At 67.2% G+C, this 23,869-nt stretch carries 21 protein-coding genes and 1 pseudogene; 16 read left to right on the top strand and 6 right to left on the bottom strand.

Translation table 11 applies throughout. The annotated features are described in order from the left end of the window. The 5 genes from DIE12_RS16455 to DIE12_RS16435 all read left to right on the top strand — a co-directional run bounded on the left by DIE12_RS16455 (position 1) and on the right by DIE12_RS16435 (position 5,487). Entirely contained in the window at positions 1-717 is a 717-nt protein-coding gene (locus tag DIE12_RS16455) for a FadR/GntR family transcriptional regulator (RefSeq protein WP_124488590.1), read from the top strand. 234 nt (positions 718-951) lie between these two features. Continuing rightward, positions 952-2,577, top strand: a complete 1,626-nt coding sequence (locus tag DIE12_RS16450) for a phospholipase D family protein (protein WP_124488591.1) — start codon at positions 952-954, stop codon at positions 2,575-2,577. A 247-nt stretch (positions 2,578-2,824) separates the two neighbouring features. Continuing rightward, positions 2,825-3,598: a class II aldolase/adducin family protein gene (locus DIE12_RS16445; RefSeq protein ID WP_124521025.1), complete on the top strand. Its 774-nt coding sequence runs from the start codon at positions 2,825-2,827 to the stop codon at positions 3,596-3,598. A gap of 361 nt (positions 3,599-3,959) precedes the next feature. After that, positions 3,960-4,394, top strand: coding sequence for a CHRD domain-containing protein (locus DIE12_RS16440; RefSeq protein ID WP_124521027.1), 435 nt, complete (start codon positions 3,960-3,962; stop codon positions 4,392-4,394). 130 nt (positions 4,395-4,524) lie between these two features. Then, complete coding sequence (locus tag DIE12_RS16435) at positions 4,525-5,487, top strand: alpha/beta hydrolase (protein WP_124521028.1); 963 nt, start codon at positions 4,525-4,527, stop codon at positions 5,485-5,487. On the opposite strand, the gene DIE12_RS16430 is transcribed toward DIE12_RS16435, so the two are convergent. Continuing rightward, entirely contained in the window at positions 5,457-6,299 is an 843-nt protein-coding gene (locus DIE12_RS16430; RefSeq protein ID WP_044848597.1) for an EcsC family protein, read from the bottom strand. The genes DIE12_RS16435 and DIE12_RS16430 overlap by 31 nt on opposite strands. Before the next feature lie 110 nt (positions 6,300-6,409). Here DIE12_RS16430 and DIE12_RS16425 point away from each other — a divergent pair, with 110 nt between their 5' ends. Beyond that, on the top strand, positions 6,410-8,005 hold the full coding sequence (locus tag DIE12_RS16425; RefSeq protein ID WP_124521029.1) for an MDR family MFS transporter: 1,596 nt from the start codon (positions 6,410-6,412) through the stop codon (positions 8,003-8,005). A gap of 34 nt (positions 8,006-8,039) precedes the next feature. After that, positions 8,040-8,486 carry a MarR family winged helix-turn-helix transcriptional regulator gene (locus DIE12_RS16420; protein ID WP_124521030.1) on the top strand — a complete coding sequence of 149 codons (447 nt, stop codon included), beginning with the start codon at positions 8,040-8,042 and terminating at the stop codon, positions 8,484-8,486. A 120-nt stretch (positions 8,487-8,606) separates the two neighbouring features. Here the strand turns inward: DIE12_RS16420 and DIE12_RS16415 are convergent, their stop codons facing one another. Together DIE12_RS16415 and DIE12_RS16410 are read right to left on the bottom strand one after the other, a co-directional pair. Beyond that, positions 8,607-9,188: a DJ-1/PfpI family protein gene (locus tag DIE12_RS16415; protein WP_044848600.1), complete on the bottom strand. Its 582-nt coding sequence runs from the start codon at positions 9,186-9,188 to the stop codon at positions 8,607-8,609. A 178-nt stretch (positions 9,189-9,366) separates the two neighbouring features. Continuing rightward, positions 9,367-10,647, bottom strand: a complete 1,281-nt coding sequence (locus tag DIE12_RS16410; protein ID WP_124521032.1) for an amino acid deaminase — start codon at positions 10,645-10,647, stop codon at positions 9,367-9,369. Between the two features lie 119 nt (positions 10,648-10,766). Between DIE12_RS16410 and DIE12_RS16405 the strand changes: the two genes are divergently transcribed. From DIE12_RS16405 to DIE12_RS16385, 5 genes are all read left to right on the top strand, one after another. Further along, positions 10,767-11,696 (top strand): MurR/RpiR family transcriptional regulator, encoded by a 930-nt coding sequence (locus tag DIE12_RS16405; protein WP_124521034.1) that lies wholly within the window; start codon positions 10,767-10,769, stop codon positions 11,694-11,696. Between the two features lie 2 nt (positions 11,697-11,698). After that, positions 11,699-13,180: an amidohydrolase family protein gene (locus DIE12_RS16400; protein ID WP_124521035.1), complete on the top strand. Its 1,482-nt coding sequence runs from the start codon at positions 11,699-11,701 to the stop codon at positions 13,178-13,180. 123 nt (positions 13,181-13,303) lie between these two features. Continuing rightward, positions 13,304-13,690, top strand: coding sequence for a RidA family protein (locus DIE12_RS16395; protein ID WP_006477830.1), 387 nt, complete (start codon positions 13,304-13,306; stop codon positions 13,688-13,690). 353 nt (positions 13,691-14,043) lie between these two features. After that, on the top strand, positions 14,044-14,478 hold the full coding sequence (locus DIE12_RS16390) for an STM2901 family protein (RefSeq protein WP_124521037.1): 435 nt from the start codon (positions 14,044-14,046) through the stop codon (positions 14,476-14,478). Then, complete coding sequence (locus tag DIE12_RS16385; RefSeq protein ID WP_124488599.1) at positions 14,478-14,831, top strand: DUF1493 family protein; 354 nt, start codon at positions 14,478-14,480, stop codon at positions 14,829-14,831. Before DIE12_RS16390 ends, DIE12_RS16385 begins: the two co-directional genes overlap by 1 nt. A 331-nt stretch (positions 14,832-15,162) precedes the next feature. On the opposite strand, the gene queF is transcribed toward DIE12_RS16385, so the two are convergent. From queF to DIE12_RS39060, 3 genes and pseudogenes are all read right to left on the bottom strand, one after another. After that, positions 15,163-15,993 carry an NADPH-dependent 7-cyano-7-deazaguanine reductase QueF gene (queF, locus tag DIE12_RS16380; RefSeq protein WP_044848604.1) on the bottom strand — a complete coding sequence of 277 codons (831 nt, stop codon included), beginning with the start codon at positions 15,991-15,993 and terminating at the stop codon, positions 15,163-15,165. Between the two features lie 12 nt (positions 15,994-16,005). Then, positions 16,006-17,529, bottom strand: a complete 1,524-nt coding sequence (gene ilvA, locus DIE12_RS16375; RefSeq protein WP_044848605.1) for a threonine ammonia-lyase, biosynthetic — start codon at positions 17,527-17,529, stop codon at positions 16,006-16,008. Between the two features lie 140 nt (positions 17,530-17,669). Continuing rightward, positions 17,670-18,119: pseudogene (locus DIE12_RS39060) on the bottom strand (hypothetical protein). Between DIE12_RS39060 and DIE12_RS16365 the strand changes: the two are divergent. The 4 genes from DIE12_RS16365 (at position 18,105) to ubiE (ending at position 23,853) form a co-directional block, all read left to right on the top strand. Beyond that, positions 18,105-22,130, top strand: a complete 4,026-nt coding sequence (locus tag DIE12_RS16365; RefSeq protein ID WP_124521038.1) for a DUF3683 domain-containing protein — start codon at positions 18,105-18,107, stop codon at positions 22,128-22,130. The pseudogene DIE12_RS39060 and the gene DIE12_RS16365 overlap by 15 nt on opposite strands. 85 nt (positions 22,131-22,215) lie before the next feature. Further along, positions 22,216-22,659, top strand: a complete 444-nt coding sequence (locus DIE12_RS16360; protein WP_044846840.1) for an HIT family protein — start codon at positions 22,216-22,218, stop codon at positions 22,657-22,659. After that, positions 22,656-23,069, top strand: a complete 414-nt coding sequence (locus tag DIE12_RS16355; protein WP_124488601.1) for a gamma-butyrobetaine hydroxylase-like domain-containing protein — start codon at positions 22,656-22,658, stop codon at positions 23,067-23,069. Before DIE12_RS16360 ends, DIE12_RS16355 begins: the two co-directional genes overlap by 4 nt. 52 nt (positions 23,070-23,121) lie before the next feature. Next, positions 23,122-23,853, top strand: coding sequence for a bifunctional demethylmenaquinone methyltransferase/2-methoxy-6-polyprenyl-1,4-benzoquinol methylase UbiE (gene ubiE, locus DIE12_RS16350; protein ID WP_044846838.1), 732 nt, complete (start codon positions 23,122-23,124; stop codon positions 23,851-23,853). The last annotated feature ends 16 nt before the right edge of the window (positions 23,854-23,869 follow it).

Here is a 23,869-nt window from a genome sequence, read left to right as displayed (position 1 = left end):
ATGGCGGCGATGACGGCACGGGGCCGGACCGAAGTGGTGATGCGCAAGATCGAGACGGCGCTGCTCGACGGCACGTGGCCGGCCGGCGCGCGGCTGCCGGCCGAGCGCGTGCTCGCGCAGCAGTACGGCGTCGCGCGCAATACGGTGCGCGAGGCGACCCAGCGGCTCGTCGCGCGCGGGCTGCTGCAGAGCCGGCGCGGCGCGGGCGTCTACGTGACGGACCAGTTGCGCGCGGGCATCGCGTCGCCGTGGGGGCAGCTGGTTGCCGACCATCCGGCGCTGCGCGACGACATACTCGAGTTTCGCCGCGTGCTTGAAGGCGCGACCGCGTATTTCGCCGCGCTGCGCGCCGACGCGCACGACCGGCGCCGGATCCGCGCGCTGCTGCGCGAGCTCGAGACCGCGCACGCGAACGACGACGCGGCCCTCGAGGCGTCGGCCGACGCGAAGCTGCACGAGGCGATCGCGCTCGCGTCGCACAACACGATGTTCCTGCACCTGCACACGAGCGTGCTCGGGATGCTGCGCGAGCACATCTCGATCAACGTCGCGGGGATGACCACGCACGACGAGCAGGCATCGGAGTTGCTGCTGCAGCAGCACCGGGTGGTCTGCGACGCGATCTGCGCGCACCGGCCCGAGGAGGCGCGCACGGCGATGCAGACCCATATCGACTACGTGCGCAGCCACTTCGAGCGAAGCGACGACGCGCCGTGAGATTGGTTGGACCATGGGCGCGGCGGGTCCGCCTGGCGGTCGAATCCGAGGACGCCCGCCGGCCGCGGTTCAGGGCCGCGGCCGCGCGCGGCATGCGTGGCGGCTCGGCGCCGCATGCGCCGGGCGCACGATTGACCGGTTCATCGGGCGCCCCCTAGAATCGATTGAACCCGCCCGTCAGCCGCGCGCCGCGGCGATTGCGGACCCGTTGATCCGCCTGTCGAGGGAGTTTCCGTGCTCACGTCCTTGATCCGGTGCGCGCCGGCCGCATTGTCGTTGCGCGCCGTCGGCCGCCCGGCCTGCGCGCTCGCCGTGTGCGCGCTGCTGTCGCTGGCCACCGCCTGCGCGACGCATCCGCCCGCCACCACGCTCGATCGTCCCGTCTCGCACGCGTTGCCGACCGATACCGCGACGCCGTTGCGCGCTGCGCTGGCCGCGCCGGAAGCCGCGCATCCGGGGCAGTCGGGCTTCCGGCTGCTGCCCGACGGCGCGACCGCGCTGCAGATGCGCATCGCGCTCGCACGCGCGGCGACGAAGACGCTCGACATGCAGTACTACATCGCGACCGAGGACACGACCGGCAAGCTGCTGCTGGGCGCGGCGCTGTATGCGGCCGATCGCGGCGTGCGCGTGCGGATGCTGGTCGACGACCTGAACTTCCACGACATCGATCGCGTCATGGCCGCGCTGAACACGCACACGAACATCGAGATTCGCGTGTTCAATCCGTTCGGCGCGTCGCAATACGGGATGGTCGAGCGCACGGCCAACTACTTCACGCGGATCGACAGCTTCACGCGGCGGATGCACAACAAGGCGATGATCGCGGACAACCAGCTCGCGATCGTCGGCGGCCGCAATCTCGGCGACGAATACTTCAGTGCGAGCCCGACGTTGCAGTTTCGCGATCTCGACGTGCTCGCCGCGGGCCCCGTGACGAACGATGTCTCGAAGAGCTTCGACGGCTACTGGGCGAGCGCGAGCAGCTATCCGTTGCGCGTGCTGAATCATCAGACGTTCGCTCCGAAGGATCTCGACGCGATGCGCGACGAGCTGCGCGACCACTGGCGCAAGAATGCCGACCCGTACAACGCGAAGCCGCTGAACGCGACACCGCTCGCGCAGCAGATCGCGCGCGACCAGCTCGCGCTCGTGTGGGCGCCGGCCGAATTCAAGGTCGATGCGCCGACCAAGGTCGCGCAGCCGACCGATGCATACGTGAGCCCGCCGATGCAGCGCCTCGTCGAACTGATGCGCGGCGCGCAGAAGGAATTCCTCGCGTTTTCGCCGTACTTCGTGCCGCACGATGCCGGCGTGAAGATCCTCGGCGACACGGTCGGGCGCGGCGTGCGCGTCGCGATCGTGACGAATTCGCTCGCGGCGACCGACGCGGTCGCGGTGCAGGCCGGCTACGCGCCGTACCGCGTGCCGTTGCTTGAGCGCGGCGTCGAGCTGTACGAGTTCAAGGCACAGCCGGGCCAGCAGTCCGCGCGGCTGTTCGGCTCGCGCTCGCGTGCGAGCCTGCACGCGAAGGCGTACGTGATCGACCGGCACATCCTGGTGATCGGCTCGCTGAATCTCGACCCGCGCTCGGCGCACCTCAACACCGAGCTCGCGCTCGTGATCCACAGCCCGGTGCTCGCGCAGCAGGCCGCGGAGATCTTCGCACGGGTGACGCAGCCTGATGAAAGCTATCGCGTCACGCTCGTGAAGCAAATGGACGGCGGGCCGCCGGCACTCGAATGGACGGGCGTCGACGGCGGCCAGTCGACCCTCTATCACGTCGATCCGCATGCCGGGCTGCTGCGCAACGTGATGACCGGCCTTTTCATGCTGCTGCCGGTCGACGACCAGTTGTAAGGGCCGGAACGGCTCGGGCCAAACCCGCGATACCGGTGCGCGGGGAAAGGTGATATGGTTGTGCGCGCAACGATATGCGTATCGTGAAGGGTGCCGCCGGACGGCTCGCGCAATGCGGGCGGAAGCGGTGCCGAACGACGCGCCGCACGCGCCATGTGCGCCAAGCACGCCGCGTGCGCCGCCAGGAGACGAGGGACGATACGCGCGCCGCCCGCGCGGCCGCGCAAGCCCGCAACCGGAGTGCCCCATGCAACGTGTACCCAACCAGCCGTTCACGCGTCCCGCCCGTTTTTCCGAAATCGAGTGGCAGGCGCGCGTGCAGCTCGCGGCCGCCTACCGGATCTTCGACCATCTCGGCTGGACCGAGCTGATCTACAACCATATCTCGCTGCGCGTGCCGGGCGAGGACGGTCATTTCCTGATCAATCCGTTCGGGCTCCATTACCGCGAGGTGTGCGCGTCGAACCTCGTGAAGATCGACCTCGACGGCAACGTGATCGGCCATTCCGACTGGCCGATCAATCCGGCCGGCTTCACCTTCCACAGCGCGATCCATGCGGCGCTGCCCGACGCGCACTGCGTGATGCACGTGCATACGACGCCGACGATGGCCGTGTGCTGCTCGCGCGACGGGCTGTCGTTCTCGAACTTCTATTCGGCGCAGCTGTACGGGAAGATCGCGTATCACGATTTCGAGGGCATCACCGTGCATCTCGAGGAAGGGCGGCGCATCGTCGAGAGCGCCGGCGGGCGGCCCGTGCTGCTGCTGCGCAACCACGGGCCCGTGACGATCGGCGCGACGCTCGCGCAGACCTTCTCGTTGATGTGGCTGCTCAATCGCGCGTGCGAGGTGCAGGTCGCGACCCATGCGATCGGCGATGCACTGCCGATCGCGCCGCCGGTGCTGGAGGGCTGCGTGCGCGATTCGCTGAATTTCGATCCGAAGCACGGTGCGGGGCAGGACGCGTTCGACGCGTTGCAGCGCATCGTCGATCGCATCGATCCCGGCTATCGCGCGTGAGGCGCGGTGCCGGCGCGATGCCGGGCTAGACCGCCGCGGCGAAATCGATTCGCGACGCTTGATGGTGAGCGCAGCGGAAGGTGCCGGACGATGCCCGTATGCCGTGCGGCACGCGCAAAAAAAAACGCGGCCGGATGGCCGCGTGAATACTCGCAGACTCCTTCGGACGAAGGAAACAAGCAACTGTGAGACGAAGTGTAGCGAAAGGCCGCGCGCAGATTCAGGGCGCGTGCTGCAAAGGTCTCTTCCAGGTTCCGTCAGGCTGGCGCGCGACGCGCGGGCTGCCGGATCGGCGGCGATCGACTACCATCATGGAGCGTCCCCCGGCCGGGTGGCGTACCACGTCGTACAAGGAGAATTCATGCCGAAGCTGCGTTTGCTCCAGGTGGCGTTGCTCGCGGGCGTGCTGGCCGCCGGCAGCGCCGCTGCCGAAACGGTGCGCCTGTCCGCCAACCTGCAGCCGTCGAGCGAAGTGCCGCCCACCGCGACCAAGGGCGCCGGCGCCGTCGATGCGACCTACGACACGGCCAGCCACCTGCTGCAGTGGACGGTGACTTACGAACACCTCACGGGGCCGGCGACCGCCGCGCACTTCCACGGGCCCGCGCCGGTCGGCCAGAACGCCGGCGTGCAGGTGCCGATCCCGAAGGACGAGCTCGCGAGCCCGATCAAGGGATCGAAGGCGCTCACCGACGCGCAGGTGACCGACCTGATGGGCGGCAAGTGGTACTTCAACGTGCACACGAAGGAGCATCCGGCCGGCGAGATCCGCGGCCAGGTGATGCCGGCGAACTGAGGCCGGCGAACCTAGGCCGGCAAACCGAGGCCGGCAAACCGAGGCTGGCGTTTGATGTAGAGGCTCCCGTCGAGCGGCGCGGCAACGATCGCACGTACCATCGTGACACTGCGATGACGGAGTAGGTTCGATGAGTTGGCAAAGCAAGTTCGCGTGCTGGCTGCTGCGCCGGCAGTTTCGTCCCGAGACCACGCGCCCGGTGCTCGATCCCGCCCGCGCGCGGCGCTTCACCGACCTCAGAACGGTCGTGCCGCGTCGCGCGCCGTCGGGCTACCGGCTGCGCGAATGTTACCGTCCCGGCGACGCGCCGCTGCGGGGCGAATGGCTCGAACGCACCGATGCGCTCGGCGCGCGCGGGCCCGGCCGCACGCTGCTGTACTTCCACGGCGGCGGCTACTACTTCTGTTCGACGAAAACCCATCGGCCGCTCGTGTTCGGCCTCACCAAGCGCGCGGGCGTGCGCTCGTTCTCGCTCGATTACCGGCTCGCACCCGAGAGCCGCTTCCCGGCCGCGCTCGACGACGCGCTGGCCGCGTACCGGCAATTGCTCGCGCTCGGCACGCCGCCCGAGTCGATCGTGTTCGGCGGCGATTCCGCGGGCGGCGGCCTCGCGCTCGCGACGCTCGTCGCGCTGCGCGATCGCGGCGAACCGTTGCCGGCCGGCGCGATCCTGTTCTCGCCCTGGACCGACCTGGCCGGCACCGGCGCGACGATGCGCAGCAACGACGGCCTCGACCCGATGTTCGAGGCCGCGGCGCTGCCGAAGGCGGCGCAGCTGTATCTGGGCGACGCATCGGCGACGCATCCGTACGCGTCGCCGCTCTATGCGGACTTCACCGGGCTGCCGCCGCTCTTCATCCAGGCCGGCAGCACCGAGGTGCTGCTCGACGACGCGCGCCGCGTCGCCGACAGCGCGAAAGCGGCCGGCGTGCCGGTGGAGATCGAGGTGTGGCCCGACATGCCGCACGTGTGGCAGCTGTACACGCCGATGGTGCCGGAGTCGCGCGCCGCGCTCGACCGGGCGGCCGCGTTCCTGCGCCGCGTCGCGGTCGAGCGGGCGGTTCAGCGCGCGGGCGAGCCGTCGATCGCCTGATACGCGGCCTGCACGGCCACCGAGCCGTACTTGCGCTCGAGCCGGCGCACGGTGAAATGGCCGTGCGCCATCTGCTGGAAGTGGTCGATGAACAGCGTGTTGACGGTCGCGCCGAGCACCGCGCCGATCGCCGGGATCGACTTCGCGGCCATCTGCTCGGTGACCTGCACCGAGAAGCGTGATGCCACCGTCTGCACGAGCTTGAATACCGCCGCCGAGCTGTGCGCGGCGATCCCTTTCGTCGTGATGTCCGACGACGCCTTCGAAATCGCCTGCGCGAGCGCGCCGCGCAGCACGAAATAGCCGAGATCGGCGTCCTCTTCCCGCTTGTCCGGGTTGCCGCCCATGCCGAGCACGGCCAGGCACTGCAGCTGCGTGTCCACCGAGCCCAGGTCCTCGCCCTCGCTGCGCGCGATGTCGCATACCGAGCGGAAGATCAGCGTGGTCGTGACCGGCAGCTCGACCGGCAGCGCGAGGAAGCCGAACGCGCCGCCCGCCGCGCCGGTCGTCGCGACCGCGAGCTTGTGCAGCAGGTTGCTCGGCTTGTCCGGCTCGGCATCGGGCGTCTGCGGCTTGCCGAGCGTGCGCAGCGCGATGTTCAGGCACTTGCGCAGCGCAAGCTGCGTCGCGTCGTTGATCTTGCCGGTCGCGAAGTCCGGCAGCCGCGCGATCATCTTCTCGACCGGCGCGCCCAGCACGCCGGTCAGCTTCATCGTCAGCGACGGGCTTTCCAGCACCTGTTTCGCGCGTCGCAACGCATCCTGGTCTTCCGGCGACAGCGTCGCGGCAGGCGTGATCGAAATCGGTTCCATCTTTCTCCTTGGCGGTGGGGAACGGGCCCCCCACCTTCGCCGGCCTAGATTACTCCGCCGTGCTAGAATTTTGAGATTGTTTGACTCATCAAAAGTTGCATCAACAAAAAATGGCTGTCCATACTGCCGCCCACCATTCGAGCGGGCAAGTCCTGCCGTTCCGCGAATCGCTGCTGGCGATGATCGGCATCTCGTTCGTCACCATGCTCGTCGCGCTCGACCAGACGGTCGTCGGCACCGCGTTGCCGACCATCGTCGCCGAGTTGAGGGGTTTCGACCTGTACGCGTGGGTCGCGACCTCGTACCTGCTCAGTTCCGTGATCACCGTGCCGATCTTCGGCCGCCTCGGCGACTACTACGGCCGCAAGTGGTTCGTGATCGCGTCGATCGTCGTGTTCACCGGCGCGTCGGTGCTGTGCGGGATGGCCAACGACATGTTGTTCCTGGTGCTCGCCCGCGGCCTGCAGGGGATCGGCGGCGGGATGCTGGTCGGTACCGCGTTCGCGTGCATTCCCGATTTGTTCCCCGATTCCGTCGTGCGGTTGCGCTGGCAGGTGCTGATGAGCTCCGCGTTCGGCATCGCGAACGCGGTCGGGCCGTCGCTCGGCGGGATCCTGACCCAGTCGTTCGGCTGGCGCTCGGTGTTCTACGTCAACCTGCCGGTCGGCCTGCTGTCGCTGTTCTTCGTGTGGCGCTACCTGCCGCACCTGCGGCACGTCGAGCACGACCGCAAGATGCGGCTCGACTGGCCCGGCGCGCTGCTGATCGCGGTCTCGCTCGGTGCGCTGCAGCTGTTCGTCGAATGGCTGCCGAAGTACGGCGTGATGAGCTGGGCCTCGCTGCTGCTGGTCGTCGCGGTCGGCGCCGGCATCGGCTTGTGGCATTGGGAAAAGCGCTGCGCGCAGCCGATTCTGCCGTTCGACATGTTCGGCAACCGCGCGCTGTCGGCGCTGTTCGTGCTCGCGATCCTGGCTGGCTTCTCGATGTTCTCGCTCTTGTTCTACGCGCCGCTGCTGTTCCAGGGCGGCTTCGGGATGTCGCCGAAGGCGGCGGGGCTCGTGATCACGCCGCTCGTCGTGTTCATCACGATCGGCAGCATCATGAACGGCCGCGTCGTCACGCGCATCCGCAATCCGAACGCAATGCTGCACGTCGGTTTCGTGCTGTTCGCGATCGCGTGCGCGGGCATCGTCGTGTCGACGCACACGACGCCGACCTGGATGCTGATGGCGCTGATGGTCGCGGGCGGCATCGGCCTCGGCTTCGTGCTGCCGAACCTCACCGTGTTCGCGCAGCAGACGGCCGGCCGCGAGCACCTCGGCATCGCGACCGCGCTGCTGCAGTCGCTGCGGATGGTCGGCGGGATGATCGGCACCGCGCTCACGGGCACGCTGGTCAACCAGATGTATTCGAGCGGCGTGCGCGACGCGCTGTCGGGCGAGCACGCGCTGCAGTGGCACGCGCAGCTCGCCGATCCGCAGATCCTGATCGACCGTGCCGCGCAAGGCGGTCTGGTCGCGGAGCTGACCCGCGCCGGGCATAATGGCGCGCTGCTGCTGGAAACGGCCCGCGAATCGCTGGTCGGCGCGATTCACCTGGGGGTCGCGATGGCGGCCGTCGTCGCCGTGGTGTCGGTGTGGCAGTCCCGCCGCGTGCCGCCGATCGCGCTGCGGCACAAGATCGAGCCGCATGTCGCGGCCGATTGAACGATTCACCGATTGAACGAGTAGGCATCAGCGCATGGAAGAACAGGACCGCGTCGCGATCTTGCAGCAATTCGGACGCACGTATCGCGCGTTCATGACCGCGTTCGAAACGCACGTCGGGCAGCCGATGCCGCGCTGGCGCATCATGGTCGCGCTGCACACGATGGACGGGCATTCGTCGCAGAAGAAGCTCGTCGAGGTGCTGCGCATCGATCCGGGCGCGCTCACGCGCCAGTTGAAGTCGCTCGACGCGCTCGGCTGGATCGAGCGCGCGTCCGATGCGCGCGACAACCGCGTGACCAACGTCACGCTGACCGCCGAGGGCCGCGCCGCGTTCGACGCGTGCCTGCCGCGCCGCAAGGCGTTCCTCGACCAGACGATGGCGCAACTGCCGGACGACGTGCTGACCGCCTTGTCGGGCGCGCTGGCGATGCTGGAGTCGCGGATTGCGGATGTCGGCTCGACGCCGGCATCGCACTGAAGGGCGGGGCGGAAGCGGCGCGACGGGATGCGCCCCGTCGGCCGGTCTTGATCGGCGCGGCATGCGGGCTGCACGAACCCGCCGCCGGCCGGCATTTCACTTCAATTCATTCCACTTCGTTCACAGCTCGATGCGCGTGCCGAGCAGCGCGAGGAACTGCGCGAGCCATGCCGGATGCGCGGGCCACGCGGGCGCGGTGACGAACGGCGCGTCGGTCACGGCCGCGTCGACCGGGATGTCCGCATATTCGCCGCCCGCGAGCTTCACTTCGGGCGCGCAGGCCGGGTAGGCCGAGATGCGCTTGCCGCGGATCACGTCGGCGGCCGCGAGCAGCTGCGCCGCATGGCAGATCGCGGCGATCGGCTTGCCGGCTTCGGCGAACGCGCGCACCAGCGCGATCACCTTCGCATCGAGACGCAGGTATTCCGGCGCGCGGCCGCCCGCGATCGCGAGCGCGTCGTAGCCCGCCGCATCGACGTCGTCGAACGTCGCGTTCAGCGTGAAGTTGTGGCCGGGCTTCTCGGTGTAGGTCTGGTCGCCCTCGAAATCGTGGATCGCGGTCTTGACCTTGTCGCCCGCGCGCTTGCCCGGGCAGACTGCATCGACGTGATGGCCGACGGCCTGCAGCGCCTGGAACGGCACCATCGTTTCGTAGTCTTCGGCGAAATCACCGGTCAGGAACAGGATCTTCTTCGCGGCCATGGCTTTCTCCATTGAACAGCGTTGAGGGGCCGTTCGCGCCGGGCGCGGCAGGCATGCGCTGCGGCGGCGAAGCAGCCCCGAGGACGAAAGCGCAGTGTACTCCGGCAGATTGAAGCGCGCGTGACGGCCGCCCCGCGCGGCGGTGGGGCGGCGAGGCGGCGCGATGGCGCGCCAGGCGTCAGAAGAAGGTTTCGACGACTTCAGTCACGCGGAACTGCGGATCGAGCACGAGCAGCTGGCGCCACTTGTCGAACGTCAGGCACGGATGCGAGATATCGAACGCGACCATGTCGCCGACCTTCACGTCCGCGCCCGGCGGGATCTGCAGGTACGCGTGCTGGTCCATCATCCCGGTGACGGCCCAGCCTTCGCTCGCGGCGACGTCGCGCGGCGCGCTGTCGCGACCCGGGCGGAAGTGGCGCGCCGGCTCGGGCAGGCCCGCGTCGAACGCCGCGTCGCGCTTGCCGAGCGCGATGATCGCGCGGTCGGCTTCCGGCACCGATTGCACGTACGCCCACAGCTGCAGCGCCGGCAGCAGCCCTTCGCCCATCCTGCGGGCGATCGGGTTGCGCGCGAACACGTCGGTCTGCGCCTTCTTGTAGATGCCGACGTCGTGCGTCAGGTAGCAGCCCGGACGCAGCACGACTTCCGCGAAACCGTCATCGGACGCCTTCGCGAATTCCTCCGCGACCACGTCGTACCACGCCGACCCGGCACCCGACAGGATCGCCGGCGTGCGCGCGAAGCGGCCGGCTTCGGCCAGCTCGCGCGTGAACGCGACCGCGTCCTGCAGGAACGCGCGGATCTCGCCTTCCTCCTTCAGCACGCCTTCGTAGAGTTCGATGCCGGCCAGCTTCAGCGTGTCCGGATAGCGCGCGATCGCGTCGAGCACGGCGGTGCGCTGCGCGGCGTCGCGCACGCCCGCGCGGCCGCCCGGCACGCCGAGCTCGATCAGCACGTTCAGCGTTTTCTTCGCTTCGCCGAAGAAGCGGCCGAGCTGGTCGACGCTGTCGGCCGAATCGACGAGGCAGAAGAACTCGAAGTCGGGATCGGACAGTAGCCCCGCGATGATCGTCATGTTCTGGCGGCCGACCAGCTGGTTCGCGAGCAGCACGCGGCGCACGCCGCCGTGATACGCGGCCTGCGTCTGGTGCGCGGTCGCGAGCGTGATGCCCCAGGCGCCGGCGGCGAGCTGGCGGCGAAACAGTTGCGGCGCCATCGTCGTCTTGCCGTGCGGCGCGAACTGCGCGCCGTACTGCTGGACGAACGCCTGCATCCAGTTCAGATTGTGTTCGATGCGATCCTCGTACAGCACCGCTGCCGGCAGGCTGACGTCTTCCGCGAGCAGGTTCCACTCGAGGCGGCCTGCGTCGTCGAGCGGCACGCTCGCGCTCGGCAGGTTGCCGAGGCCCTTGCCCAACGGATTGATTGTCGGTTCCTGATAGTTTGTAACTTTCATGTCATCCCGCTCCATCATCACTATGCATTGCATTGAAGTTGACATGCAGATGGTACAGAAAGTAGCATCGGCGCGGTGATGTTATTTAGTAACATAAAGCGCCACACCCTTTTCAGCAGATGAATTCGTCCGCCACTCCGTCCGTTCCGTTCACCGCCGAGCAACCGGTTGCCCAGCCGGTCCTCGACATCGTCGCGCGGATCGCCGAATGCGCGCCCGAGCTGCGCGAGGCCGAACGCAAGGTCGCGGCATTCATCCTCGCCGATCTCGCGCGCGCCGCGCATGCGAGCATCGGCGCGCTCGCGCGCGACGCGGAGGTCAGCGTCGCGACGGTCACGCGGTTCGCGAAGGCCGTCGGCTGCCGCGACGTGCGCGAACTGAAGGTGCTCGTCGCGCAGGCGGCGGCGGTCGGCCAGCGCTTTCTCGTGCCGTCCGGCGAGCCTGCGGAAGCGGACGCGAGCCCGGCATCGGTCGTCTACGACGAGATCCGCGTCGCGCTCGCGCACAACCACCAGCTGCTGCGCAACACGTCGTTCGATGCCGCGGCCGATCTGCTCGCCGGCGCGAAGATGGTCTACGTGTACGGGCAGGGCGGCGGCTCGACCGCGCTCGCCGACGAACTGCGCTTCCGGCTCGTGCGCTTCGGGCGGCCGGTCGCGAGCTACCAGGACAGCCTGCTGCAGCGGATGGTATCGGCGACGCTGTCGCGCGACACCGTGGTCGTCGCGCTGTCGGTGAGCGGGCGCGTGCCCGAGCTGCTCGAGAGCTGCCGCCTCGCGAAGCGCTACGGCGCGAAGCTGATCGCGATCACCGCGCCGGCTTCGCCGCTCGCGAAGCTCGCCGACCACCTGATCCCGGTCGTCGCGTTCGAAACCGATTTCATCTACAAGCCTTCGACATCGCGCTACGCGATGATGATGGCGATCGACGTGCTCGTCACCGGAGTCGCGCTGCGGCTCGGCGATGCGGGCCGAGAATCGCTGCGCCGCATCAAGCATGCGCTCGATGCGCACCGCGGCGGCGGAGACCGTCAACCGGTAGGAGACTGACCATGCATTCGCATCCCGAAGCCGCCGATACGCTGATCGTCGGCGCGCAGCTGTACGACGGCACGGGCGCACCGCCCGTCACGCGCGACGTCGCGATCCGCAACGGCGTGATCGCGGCGATCGGCAACCTGTCGAACTGGCTCGCCGAGACCGTCGTCGATGCGAACGGCCGCGCGCTCGCGCCGGGCTTCGTCGACGTCCACACGCACGACGACACGCACGTGATCCGCGCGCCGCAGATGCTGCCGAAGATCTCGCAGGGCGTGACGACCGTGATCGTCGGCAACTGCGGGATCAGCGCGTCGCCGGTGACGCTCGCGGGCGATCCGCCCGACCCGATGAACCTGCTCGGCGATCGCGACGCGTTCCGCTATCCGACCTTCGCTGAGTACGTCGCGGCGGTGAACGACGCGCGTCCGGCCGTGAACGTCGCGGCGCTCGTCGGGCACACCGCGCTGCGCAACAACCAGATGGACCGCCTCGACCGCGCGGCGACCGACGGCGAGATCGCCGGGATGCGCACGCAACTCGAGGAAGCGCTCGCGAACGGCGCGCTCGGTCTGTCGTCGGGCCTTGCGTACGGCTCCGCGTTCGCGGCGCCGGCCGAGGAAGTGATGGCGCTCGCCGAGCCGCTCGCGAACGCGGGCGCGCTCTACACGACGCACATGCGCACCGAATTCGACGCGATCCTCGACGCGATGGACGAGGCGTACCGCGTCGGCCGTCACGCGCAGGTGCCGGTCGTGATCTCGCACCTGAAGTGCGCAGGCCCGTCGAACTGGGGGCGCAGCACCGAGGTGCTCGCGTCGCTCGAAGGCGCGCGCCGCTACCAGCCGGTCGGCTGCGACTGCTATCCGTACAGCCGCAGTTCGTCGACGCTCGACCTGAAGCAGGTGACGGGCGACATCGACATCACGATCACGTGGTCGGAGCCGCATCCGGAAGTCGCCGGCAAGCTGCTGAAGGCGATCGCGGCCGACTGGGGCGTGACCGAGCAGGAGGCCGCGCAGCGGATCCGCCCGGCCGGCGCCGTGTACCACAACATGTCCGAGGACGACGTGCGCCGCATCCTGTCGCATCCGGCGACGATGGTCGGCTCGGATGGCCTGCCGAACGATCCGCTGCCGCATCCGCGGCTGTGGGGCGCGTTCCCGCGCGTGCTCGGCCATTACGTGCGCGACACGAACCTGCTGCCGCTCGAGGAGGCGATCCGCAAGATGACGTCGCTGTCCGCGCGCCGCTACGGGATCGCGCGGCGCGGCGAAGTGCACGTCGGCTACCACGCGGATCTCGTGCTGTTCGATCCGGCGCGCGTGATCGACGCCGCGACGTTCGAGAAGCCGCAACAGCCCGCGCACGGGATCGACGCGGTGTGGGTGAACGGCGTGCTGACCTACGAGAACGGCCAGCCGACCGGCGAGCGCGCCGGCGGTTTCGTCGCGCGCGGCGAGCGCGTGGCGGCGAGTGCCGACGCCGCGTTCTGAACGCGGTTCTGATCCGATTTGCCGCGTGCGCCATGCCGGCGCGCGCATCCGCAACCGTGTGTTGCATGGGACCGGCGCCGGCGCTTGCGCGCCGAGGCCGGTCGACCAACCAGGAGTGAAACGATGAAGCGATATGGCGTGGGCGAAGCGAAGGGTACCGGCGGGCAGGTGATGCCGTTTGCACGCGCGGTCGAGGCCGACGGCTGGCTGTACGTGTCGGGCCAGACGCCGATGGTGAACGGCGAGGTCGTCGAAGGCGGGATCGTCACGCAGTCGAAGCAGACGATCGAGAACGTGATCGCGATCCTGAAGGAAGCCGGCTACGGCCTCGAGCACGTCGTGCGCTGCGGCGTGTGGCTCGACGACGCACGCGATTTCGCGTCGTTCAACAAGGTGTTCGTGTCGTACTTCGGCGAGCATCCGCCGGCACGCGCGTGCGTGCAGTCGAGCATGGTCATCGATTGCAAGGTCGAGGTCGATTGCATCGCTTACAAGCCGCCGGTGAAGTAACGCGGGCGGGCGAATTGTCGTGTCACAGGGCCGGCGCAGTAACATGCGCCGGCCTCGTTGCGTTTTGGCGGAATAGAAGTGTCGCGGGCGGTTGGTATCGGGAGCACTTGTCTTCTGGCAAGCGCAATAATTCGGTGGGGAACGCAATCATGAGCGACCTGAGTAGCGCCGAATTTTTGCACTCTGAATGAAATCCTTGTGACTCGAGCGTGACTCGATATGCCGCGTCTGGCGGGCGGCTCCGGTAATGGACGCGCAATACGCCAGCGGCGTCGATGAATCTCGATAGAGCAAATTGGGTGGATCGCTGGGTATGGTCGTCATTCCAATCAACGATTTCGTGAAATCGAATCATGACGAGCACTACATACCGCTATGGCGTTCATTCGGATCTCACGCCCGCCGAACTTTTCTTTTTCGTTGCCGTGGAAGAGACGTGCGCACGGATCGGGATCGACGATGTCGAAGCAGTGGTCCTGATTCTAGCTGGCTGGCCCGTTTTGCCGACGCGGCAAAAATTCGGCGGTGCGACGAAAGGAACGTCCGTCGCATCCGTGATGGCGCGTTCGATTTTTCGCTACCAGCTGAACAGGAAGGTTTTGCCAACCGTCACGCTTCAAAGCATCAAGTCATTTCGGATCATCCTGACCCGGAAGCTCAGCGTATTCGTCGGGCGCGCCGTTCCGGGCGTGGGTTGGGCGCTGCTGGCGCGCGACGTGTTCGGGATCGTTCATGGCACGGTCTCAAGGTACAACAGCCTCGTCAAACCTGAGGATAAGGTGTTCTGATGGAAAACGTGCGTTGGGACGAGATCGAAGCCTTTGTCAGGTCAGAGGTCGGGCTCGGTCCATCGAAGCCGCTCTCCGCCGGCACTCGGCTCTGGGAAGACCTTGGGCAGACCGGTGACGAAGCCAACGACTTCATGGGGCATTTTTTTGAGCGATTTGCCGTCGACACCGGCGATTTCGATTTCCACCGGTATTTTTTGATGGAAGGCGAGGGGTTGCTCTATTCGCTATTCCAGCGGTGGGTGCGACGAAAGCCCCACGACTTCAAGCGGGAATCGATTACGCTCGCGATGCTGCATCGTGCAGCCGTAGAAAGAAAATGGAACGCTGCGCGATTGGCCGCAATGCAGTGAAAGGCCGGGTCTCCACGCGTGTCGGACCGGATTTCAAAGAACGGGGATCAGGATCGTGTTGTGGGAGGCGGCGAGGGTGCAATGGTGATTCGGATCGCAATTCTGATGTGGGCGCCGTTGCTGAGTCACGGTGCGTTTGCGGGCACGCTGTTCGATAAGGGGGCGCCCCGCGCGGCAGTACCCATTGTCGGGCCAGGGGCGGTCGAAATCGTGAGGAACGGCGCGTGGTTGCCGAGCCGACGTGTTCGCACCGAATTAGAGAGGTGCTTGTCCCGCAAGCAGGCGATGTTGGCGGGCCGCGAATGCCCGCCAACGCCACTCATTCACCGATTCACTGCCGCGCCGTCCGCGCGTTGTCCGGCATCGGCTGGTTGTAATTCGTGCGGAACGGATTGATGTCGAGCCCGCCGCGCCGCGTGTAGCGCGCATACACCGCGAGCTTCACCGGTTTGCACGCATGCAGGATGTCGAGGAAGATCCGCTCGACGCACTGCTCGTGAAAGCCCGTGTGATTGCGGAACGAGATGATGTAGCGCAGCAGCCCTGCATGATCGATCTGCGGCCCGACGTAGTGAATCTGCACGCTGCCCCAGTCTGGCTGGCCGGTGACCGGGCAGTTCGAACGCAGCAGGTCGGACACGAGCGTTTCCTCGACCGGCGCTTCGTCCTCGGCGTCGGCGGCCGACAGCAGCGACGGATCGGGTTCGTACACGTCGGTGTCGAGGTCGAGCCGATCGAGCGACAGCCCGTCGAGCTCCTCCATCTCGAGCTTGCCGAAATCGTGCGGCGACACCAGCTGCACCGACACGCTCGCGCCGCACGCGGCCGACACGTCGCGCTTCAGCACGTCGCGCACCGCGTCGAGCGAGTCGAACTTCGATTGCGCGAACGAGCCGAGGTACAGCTTGAACGACTTCGATTCGACGATGTTCGGCGATTCGGCCGGCACGTAGAACGTCGCGACCGCGAGCTGCGGCTTGCCGCGCGCGTTGAGCCACGACAGTTCGTACGCGTTCCAGATGTCGGTGCCGAAGAACGGCAGCGCCGACGTGATGCCGAGCTGCTCGCGCGCCCCGGCGCGCGGGATCGGGAACAGCAGCGACGCGTCGTACTGCGCTGCGTAGACGGTCGCCTTGCCGAGCGGGGAATGTTCGGGATTCATTGCACGAAGCCTTTACGACAGGAAGAGGCGGTACGCGGGATTGGCGCTCTCTTCGACATACGGATAGCCGAGCGCCGCGAGGAAGCGTTCGAACTCGGCGCGATCGGCCTGCGGCACCTGCAGCCCGACGAGGATCGAGCTGTAGTCCGCGCCCTGGTTGCGGTAGTGGAACAGGCTGATGTTCCAGTCCGGCGCCATCGACGACAGGAACTTCATCAGCGCGCCCGGCCGTTCCGGGAATTCGAAGCGGAACAGGCGCTCTTCGAGCGCGAGCGGCGAGCGGCCGCCCACCATGTAGCGGATATGCTCCTTCGACAGCTCGTCGTGCGTGAGGTCGACGGTCTTGAAGCCGTGCGACTCGAAGTTCGCGGCGATCTCCTCCGACTCGCCGCGCCGCTTGATCTGCACGCCGACGAAAATGTGCGCGGACTGCGCATCGGCGATCCGGTAATTGAACTCGGTCACGTTGCGATCGCCGACGAGCGAGCAGAAGCGCTTGAAGCTGCCGCGCTCCTCGGGGATCGTGACGGCGAACACGGCTTCGCGCGCCTCGCCCACTTCCGCGCGTTCGGCGACGAAGCGCATCCGGTCGAAGTTCATGTTCGCGCCGGACGTGACCGCGACGAGCGTCTGGTTCTCGATGCCTTCGCGTTCCGCATACTGTTTCGCGCCGGCGACCGCGAGCGCGCCGGACGGCTCGAGCACGCTGCGCGTGTCCTGGAACACGTCCTTGATCGCCGCACACAGCGCGTCGGTGTCGACCGTCAGCACGCCGTCGAGGAATTCGCGGCACAGCCGGAAGGTTTCCTCGCCGACGAGCTTTACCGCCGTGCCGTCCGCGAACAGGCCGACCTCGCTCAGTTCGACGCGCTCGCCCTTCTGCAGCGACTGCGCCATCGCGCACGAATCCTCGGCCTGCACGCCGAACACCTTGATCTCCGGCCGCACCGCCTTGACGTAGGCCGCCACGCCGGACGCGAGCCCGCCGCCGCCGATCGGCACGAAGATCGCGTGAATCGGACCCTGGTGCTGACGCAGGATTTCCATCGCGATCGTGCCCTGGCCGGCGATCACGTACGGATCGTCGAACGGGTGGACGAACGTGAGGTCGCGCTCCGCCTGCACCTTGACCGCGTGCGCGTATGCATCGCTGTACGACTCGCCCGCCTGGATCACCTCGACGCTCGGGCCGCCGTGCGCGCGTACCGCATCGACTTTCACCTGCGGCGTCGTGACCGGCACGACGATCACGGCCTTCACGCCCATCCGGGCCGCCGAGAACGCGACGCCCTGCGCATGATTGCCGGCCGATGCCGTGATCACGCCGCGCGCGAGCGCGTCGGCCGGAATGTGCGCCATCTTGTTGTACGCGCCGCGCAGCTTGAACGAGAACACCGGCTGGTTGTCCTCGCGCTTCAGGTAAACAGGGTTGTGCAGCCGGGCCGACAGGTTGCGGGCGGGTTCGAGTTCCGTCTCGAGCGCGACGTCGTAGACGCGCGCGGTGAGGATTTTCTTCAGGTAATCGTGGGATGCCATGGGCGCTCGCGTGCAGTGCGGAAGCAGACGGTAAAAGATCAATGATAGCGCCAAGGGTCGGTCCGCACGCAAGCGGCATGCCGGGCGCACGGTCGCGGAACCGCGCCGGCGGGCGTGTTGGCCGCATGAGGCGTCCCCTTTTACCGGTTTAACCGCATGGTTACCGACCGGACGGACGGCGAATTCCGGCGCGAAAACGTGCCGAGCCAAGCCCGGCGCGGCTTGCGGCGATAGCCCCACGACCTGTCCGGCGTGTCACGCGTGGCCCGATCATGGGTTAGAATTCCGTTTTGAATCAAGGATCGGAAGATGCAGAGGCACCCTCGGATCGCCCCGTTGAAGCCGACGCCGCGCGCAGCCAGCCCCGCGGCGGAGCGGCATGCGCGCCGCGCGCGATCGTGCTGATGGCTCCGAGTGCCGCCAGGCCCCACCCGTCGGGAACGGTGAGTTCAGTCCCGTTCCGGCCCCATGCGAGTTAGTCGCACGCCTGGCAACAGAACAGATTTCCCCAAGATTGCGCCCACGCGCTTGCCGACGCCCCTGCACGGTGTATCGGCCCTCCGAGTCGTCCGAACATGAACGCACCACAAGTTTTCGATCCGCATGGCGCGGCCGCCGCCGTCGCCGCCGACCCCGCGCCCCGTCTGCGCGAGATTCCCTACAACTACACGTCCTTCTCCGACCGCGAGATCGTGATCCGCCTGCTCGGCGCGGAGGCGTGGTCGGTGCTCGACGAACTGCGCGCCGAACGCCGCACGGGCCGCTCGGCACGGATGCTGTATGAGGTGCTCGGCGATATCTGGGTCGTGCGCCGCAACCCGTACCTGCAGGACGACCTGCTCGACAACCCGAAGCGCCGCGCGCTGCTGATCGAGGCGCTGAACCACCGCCTGACCGAGATCGGCAAGCGCCGCCGCGCCGACCTGAGCGCGCACCACGACGACGCGGGCCGTGAACGCGCCGAGCGCGTCGAGATGCTCGAGGCCGCCGCGCAGCGCGCGGTCGACGAGTTCGCCGACGAATTCGACAAGATGGCCGACCTGCGCCGCCGCGCGACCAAGGCGCTCGGCCGCTGCACGCAGAAGGACAACATCCGTTTCGACGGGCTGTCGCGCGTGTCGCACGTGACCGACGCGACCGACTGGCGCGTCGAATACCCGTTCGTCGTGCTGACCCCCGATACCGAAGCCGAGATCGCGGGCCTGATCAAGGCCTGCTTCGAGCTTGGCCTGACCGTGATCCCGCGTGGCGGCGGCACCGGCTACACGGGCGGCGCGGTGCCGCTCACGCCGTTCTCCGCGGTAATCAACACCGAGAAGCTCGAACAGCTCGGCGCGGTCGAACTCACCGAACTGCCGGGCGTCGCGCACAAGGTGCCGACGATCTTCTCCGGCGCGGGCGTCGTCACGCGCCGCGTGACGGAAGCGGCGGAGGCGGCCGGCTACGTGTTCGCGGTCGACCCGACCTCGCTCGACGCATCGTGCATCGGCGGCAACGTCGCGATGAACGCCGGCGGCAAGAAGGCCGTGCTGTGGGGCACCGCGCTCGACAACCTGGCCTGGTGGCGGATGGTCGACCCGGACGGCAACTGGCTCGAAGTCACGCGCCACGAGCACAACCAGGGCAAGATCCACGACATCGCGGTCGCGCGGTTCGAGCTGAAGTGGTTCGACGGCGCGTATGCGCCGGGCGAGAAACTGCTGAAGACCGAGATGCTCGAGATCGAAGGCCGCCGGTTCCGCAAGGAAGGCCTCGGCAAGGACGTGACCGACAAGTTCCTCGCCGGCCTGCCGGGCGTGCAGAAGGAAGGCTGCGACGGGCTGATCACGTCCGCGCGCTGGGTGCTGCACAAGATGCCCGCGCACACGCGCACCGTCTGTCTCGAATTCTTCGGCCAGGCGCGCGAGGCGATCCCGAGCATCGTCGAGATCAAGGACTACCTGTTCGAGACGTCGAAGCAGGGCGGCGCGATCCTCGCGGGCCTCGAGCACCTCGACGAGCGCTACCTGCGCGCGGTCGGCTATGCGACCAAGAGCAAGCGCAACGCATTCCCCAAGATGGTGCTGATCGGCGACATCGTCGGCGATGACGCCGACGCGGTCGCGCACGCGACGTCCGAAGTGATCCGGATGGCGAACGGCAAGAGCGGCGAAGGCTTCGTCGCGATCAGCGCGGAGGCGCGCAAGCGCTTCTGGCTCGACCGCAGCCGCACGGCCGCGATCGCGAAGCACACCAACGCGTTCAAGATCAACGAAGACGTCGTGATTCCGCTGAACCGGATGGGTGAGTACACCGACGGCATCGAGCGGATCAACATCGAGCTGTCGCTGAAGAACAAGCTGCAGCTGGTCGATGCGCTCGAAGCGTTCTTCCGCGCCGGCAACCTGCCGCTCGGCAAGACCGACGACGCGAACGAGATCCCGAGCGCCGAACTGCTCGAGGATCGCGTGCAGCAGGCGCTGGAGTTGCTCAAGCGCGTGCGTGCGCGCTGGGAATTCGTGCGCGACCGGCTCGACCAGCCGTTGCGCGAGGCGCAGCACTACCTGGTGCAGCTCGGCTACGAGGCGCTTGCCGAGAAGTTTGCCGATCGCGCGGACGAGCAGCCGGGCGCGACCGTGTTCCACGTCACGCAGGACCGCACGGTCCGCATCTCGTGGAAGCAGGAGATTCGCGCGGAACTGCGCGCGATCTTCAACGGCGGCGCGTTCAAGCAGATCCTCGACGAAGCGCAGGCGATCCACAAGCAGGTGCTGCGCGGTCGCGTGTTCGTCGCGCTGCACATGCACGCGGGCGACGGCAACGTCCACACCAATATCCCGGTCAACTCCGACAACTACGAGATGCTGCAGGACGCGCACGCGGCGGTCGCACGCATCATGACGCTCGCACGTTCGCTCGACGGCGTGATCTCCGGCGAACACGGGATCGGCATCACGAAGCTCGAGTTCCTGACCGACGACGAGATCGCCGAATTCCGCGCGTACAAGCAGCGCGTCGACCCGAACGGCCGCTTCAACAAGGGCAAGCTGCTCGACGGCGCCGACCTGCGCAACGCGTACACGCCCAGCTTCGGGCTGATGGGCTACGAGTCGCTGATCATGCAGCAGTCCGACATCGGCGCGATCGCCGATTCGGTGAAGGACTGCCTGCGCTGCGGCAAGTGCAAGCCGGTGTGCGCGACCCACGTGCCGCGCGCGAACCTGCTGTACAGCCCGCGCAACAAGATCCTCGCGACCTCGCTGCTGGTCGAGGCGTTCCTGTACGAGGAGCAGACGCGCCGCGGCGTGTCGATCAAGCACTGGGACGAGTTCAACGACGTGGCCGACCACTGCACGGTGTGCCACAAGTGCGCGACGCCGTGCCCGGTGAAGATCGACTTCGGCGACGTCACGATGAACATGCGCAACCTGTTGCGCAAGATGGGCAAGAAGAAGTTCAACGCCGGCAATGCGGCGGGCATGTTCTTCCTGAACGCGACCAATCCGCAGACGATCAACGCCGCGCGCGGCGTGATGATGGGCGTCGGCTACAAGGTGCAGCGCTTCGCGAACGACATGCTGAAGAAGGTCGTGACGAAGCAGACGCAGCACCCGCCGGCGACGGTCGGCAAGCCGCCCGTGGTCGAGCAGGTGATCCACTTCGTCAACAAGAAGATGCCGGGCAACCTGCCGAAGAAGACGGCGCGCGCGCTGCTCGACATCGAGGACAACAAGATCGTGCCGATCATCCGCAACCCGAAGTCGACGACCGTCGATTCGGAAGCGGTGTTCTACTTCCCGGGCTGCGGCTCCGAGCGCCTGTTCTCGCAGGTCGGCCTCGCGACGCAGGCGATGCTGTGGGAAGCGGGCGTGCAGACCGTGCTGCCGCCGGGCTACCTGTGCTGCGGTTATCCGCAGCGCGGCTCGGGCCAGTACGACAAGGCCGAGAAGATCGTCACCGACAACCGCGTGCTGTTCCACCGGGTCGCGAACACGCTGAACTACCTCGACATCAAGACGGTGGTCGTGTCGTGCGGCACCTGCTACGACCAGCTCGCAGGCTACGAATTCGACAAGATCTTCCCGGGCTGCCGGATCATCGACATCCACGAGTTCCTGCTCGAGAAGGGGATGAAGCTCGACGGCGTGACGGGCACGCGCTACATGTATCACGACCCGTGCCACACGCCGATCAAGACGATGGACCCGGTGAAGCTCGTCAACGAGCTGATGGGCGCGGAGAAGGACGGCTACAAGATCGAGAAGAACGAGCGCTGCTGCGGTGAATCGGGCACGCTGGCGGTCACGCGTCCGGACATCTCCACCCAGGTCCGCTTCCGCAAGGAAGAGGAAATCCGCAAGGGCGCCGCGAAGCTGCGCAGCATCCCGGTCGTGGCCGGCAACGCGCCGGCGCCGGCCGCCGCGAGCGCGAACGGCCCGGACGTGAAGATCCTGACGAGCTGCCCGTCGTGCCTGCAGGGCCTGTCGCGCTACAACGAGGATGCGAACCTCGAGGCCGACTACATCGTGGTCGAGATCGCGCGCCAGGTGCTCGGCGAGAACTGGATGGCCGACTATGTCGCACACGCGAACAATGGCGGGATCGAGCGCGTGCTGGTCTAATGCGGGCATGACGACCGCCCGGGCGGGCCAGGAATGAGCGGGCGCCGGCGCAGATGCGCCGGCGCCCGTCCACATGGGAGCGACGATGGAATGCGTGTTTTGCCGTGAAGACGGCGGCGAGGTGCTCTGGCAGGACGATGCGCTGCGCGTCGTGCTCGCGACGGGCGAGCACGATTACCCTGGCTTCTGCCGGGTGATCTGGGGCACGCACGTGGCCGAGTTTTCCGATCTCGGCGAGCCCGAGCGGGCACATCTGATGCGCGTGGTGTATGCGGTGGAGCGCGCCGTGCGCCGCGTGATGCAGCCGAACAAGGTGAATCTCGCGAGCCTCGGCAACATGGTGCCGCACGTGCACTGGCACGTGATCCCGCGCTTCTCCAACGACGCCCATTTTCCGCAGCCCGTCTGGGCGCCGCGCCAGCGCAGCGTGTCCGAGGCGCTGCTGCGCACGCGCGCGGCGCAGGCCTCGCTGCTGCACAATGCGGTGCGCGAGGAAATTCAACGCATGACCGATTCGAGGCAGCCATGAGCGGTTTGACTTCCACGACGCCGATTCCGTCCGGCGTCGTCGTGCACGCGGTGTCGCGCGTGCTCGAATTGCAGTACCCGAACGGCGAAAATTACCGGATTCCGTTCGAGCTGATGCGCGTCTATTCGCCGTCGGCCGAGGTGCGCGGCCACGGGCCGGGCCAGGAGACGCTGCAGACCGGCAAGCGCGAGGTGACGATCACCGCGCTCGAGGGCGTGGGCAACTACGCGCTGCAGCCGACGTTCTCCGACGGTCATTCGACCGGCATCTACTCGTGGGATCTGCTGTACGAACTGGCGACGCAGCAGGACGCGCTGTGGCGCGACTATTTCGACAAACTGCAGGCGGCGGGCGTCGAGCGCGACGCGCCGATGCCGGCGGCCCCCGCGCCGCACGGCCACTGCCACTGAAATCGACGGCGCCCGCTCGGCGCCGTCTTGCCATTTACTGAGGATCAACGCGATGAGCAAAACCCACTTCGGCTTCGAAAGCGTCGAGGAAACCGAAAAAGCGAAGAAAGTGGCGGGCGTGTTCCATTCGGTCGCGAGCAACTACGATCTGATGAACGACCTGATGTCGGCCGGCATGCACCGCGCGTGGAAGGCGTTCACGATCGCGCAGGCGAACGTGCGCCCCGGCTTCAAGGTGCTCGATATCGCGGCCGGCACCGGCGACCTGACCAAGGCGTTCGCGAAGGCGGCCGGGCCGACCGGCGAGGTCTGGCACACCGACATCAACGAATCGATGCTGCGCGTGGGCCGCGACCGGCTGCTCGACAAGGGCATCGTGACGCCGTCGCTGCTGTGCGACGCCGAGAAAATCCCCTTTCCGGACAACTACTTCGATGTGGTCACGGTCGCGTTCGGGCTGCGCAACATGACGCACAAGGATGCGGCGCTGGCCGAGATGCGCCGCGTCGCGAAGCCGGGCGGCCGCGTGATGGTGCTGGAATTCTCGAAAGTCTGGGATCCGCTGAAAAAAGCGTACGATCTGTATTCTTTCAAAGTATTACCGTGGCTTGGCGACAAGTTCGCGAAAGATGCTGAAAGTTATCGGTATCTTGCTGAATCTATCCGGATGCACCCCGATCAGGACACGCTGAAGACGATGATGGAACAAGCGGGCCTCGACGCCGTCAAATATTACAATTTGTCAGGTGGCGTGGTAGCTTTACACCTAGGAACCAAGTACTAAGGGGTTCTTCCCATAC

Origin of the sequence: Burkholderia sp. Bp9015, from assembly GCF_003853505.1 — a bacterium.
Lineage (GTDB): Bacteria > Pseudomonadota > Gammaproteobacteria > Burkholderiales > Burkholderiaceae > Burkholderia.
The sequence above is the reverse complement of the archived record's forward strand: the minus strand, read 5'-3'. Positions and strand labels throughout refer to the sequence as shown.

What these genes read in the sequence shown, in the direction of transcription:
- DIE12_RS16360 (WP_044846840.1), top strand. Translation starts at nt 22,216, where the DNA reads ATGGAATGCGTGTTTTGCCGTGAAGACGGCGGCGAGGTGCTCTGGCAG.
- queF (WP_044848604.1), bottom strand. Translation starts at nt 15,993, where the DNA reads ATGAATCCCGAACATTCCCCGCTCGGCAAGGCGACCGTCTACGCAGCG.
- DIE12_RS16400 (WP_124521035.1), top strand. Translation starts at nt 11,699, where the DNA reads ATGCATTCGCATCCCGAAGCCGCCGATACGCTGATCGTCGGCGCGCAG.
- DIE12_RS16455 (WP_124488590.1), top strand. Translation starts at nt 1, where the DNA reads ATGGCGGCGATGACGGCACGGGGCCGGACCGAAGTGGTGATGCGCAAG.
- DIE12_RS16405 (WP_124521034.1), top strand. Translation starts at nt 10,767, where the DNA reads ATGAATTCGTCCGCCACTCCGTCCGTTCCGTTCACCGCCGAGCAACCG.
- DIE12_RS16425 (WP_124521029.1), top strand. Translation starts at nt 6,410, where the DNA reads ATGGCTGTCCATACTGCCGCCCACCATTCGAGCGGGCAAGTCCTGCCG.
- DIE12_RS16365 (WP_124521038.1), top strand. Translation starts at nt 18,105, where the DNA reads ATGAACGCACCACAAGTTTTCGATCCGCATGGCGCGGCCGCCGCCGTC.
- DIE12_RS16410 (WP_124521032.1), bottom strand. Translation starts at nt 10,647, where the DNA reads ATGAAAGTTACAAACTATCAGGAACCGACAATCAATCCGTTGGGCAAG.
- DIE12_RS16355 (WP_124488601.1), top strand. Translation starts at nt 22,656, where the DNA reads ATGAGCGGTTTGACTTCCACGACGCCGATTCCGTCCGGCGTCGTCGTG.
- DIE12_RS16390 (WP_124521037.1), top strand. Translation starts at nt 14,044, where the DNA reads ATGACGAGCACTACATACCGCTATGGCGTTCATTCGGATCTCACGCCC.
- DIE12_RS16440 (WP_124521027.1), top strand. Translation starts at nt 3,960, where the DNA reads ATGCCGAAGCTGCGTTTGCTCCAGGTGGCGTTGCTCGCGGGCGTGCTG.
- DIE12_RS16395 (WP_006477830.1), top strand. Translation starts at nt 13,304, where the DNA reads ATGAAGCGATATGGCGTGGGCGAAGCGAAGGGTACCGGCGGGCAGGTG.
- DIE12_RS16385 (WP_124488599.1), top strand. Translation starts at nt 14,478, where the DNA reads ATGGAAAACGTGCGTTGGGACGAGATCGAAGCCTTTGTCAGGTCAGAG.
- DIE12_RS16445 (WP_124521025.1), top strand. Translation starts at nt 2,825, where the DNA reads ATGCAACGTGTACCCAACCAGCCGTTCACGCGTCCCGCCCGTTTTTCC.
- ubiE (WP_044846838.1), top strand. Translation starts at nt 23,122, where the DNA reads ATGAGCAAAACCCACTTCGGCTTCGAAAGCGTCGAGGAAACCGAAAAA.
- DIE12_RS16420 (WP_124521030.1), top strand. Translation starts at nt 8,040, where the DNA reads ATGGAAGAACAGGACCGCGTCGCGATCTTGCAGCAATTCGGACGCACG.
- DIE12_RS16430 (WP_044848597.1), bottom strand. Translation starts at nt 6,299, where the DNA reads ATGGAACCGATTTCGATCACGCCTGCCGCGACGCTGTCGCCGGAAGAC.
- ilvA (WP_044848605.1), bottom strand. Translation starts at nt 17,529, where the DNA reads ATGGCATCCCACGATTACCTGAAGAAAATCCTCACCGCGCGCGTCTAC.
- DIE12_RS16415 (WP_044848600.1), bottom strand. Translation starts at nt 9,188, where the DNA reads ATGGCCGCGAAGAAGATCCTGTTCCTGACCGGTGATTTCGCCGAAGAC.
- DIE12_RS16435 (WP_124521028.1), top strand. Translation starts at nt 4,525, where the DNA reads ATGAGTTGGCAAAGCAAGTTCGCGTGCTGGCTGCTGCGCCGGCAGTTT.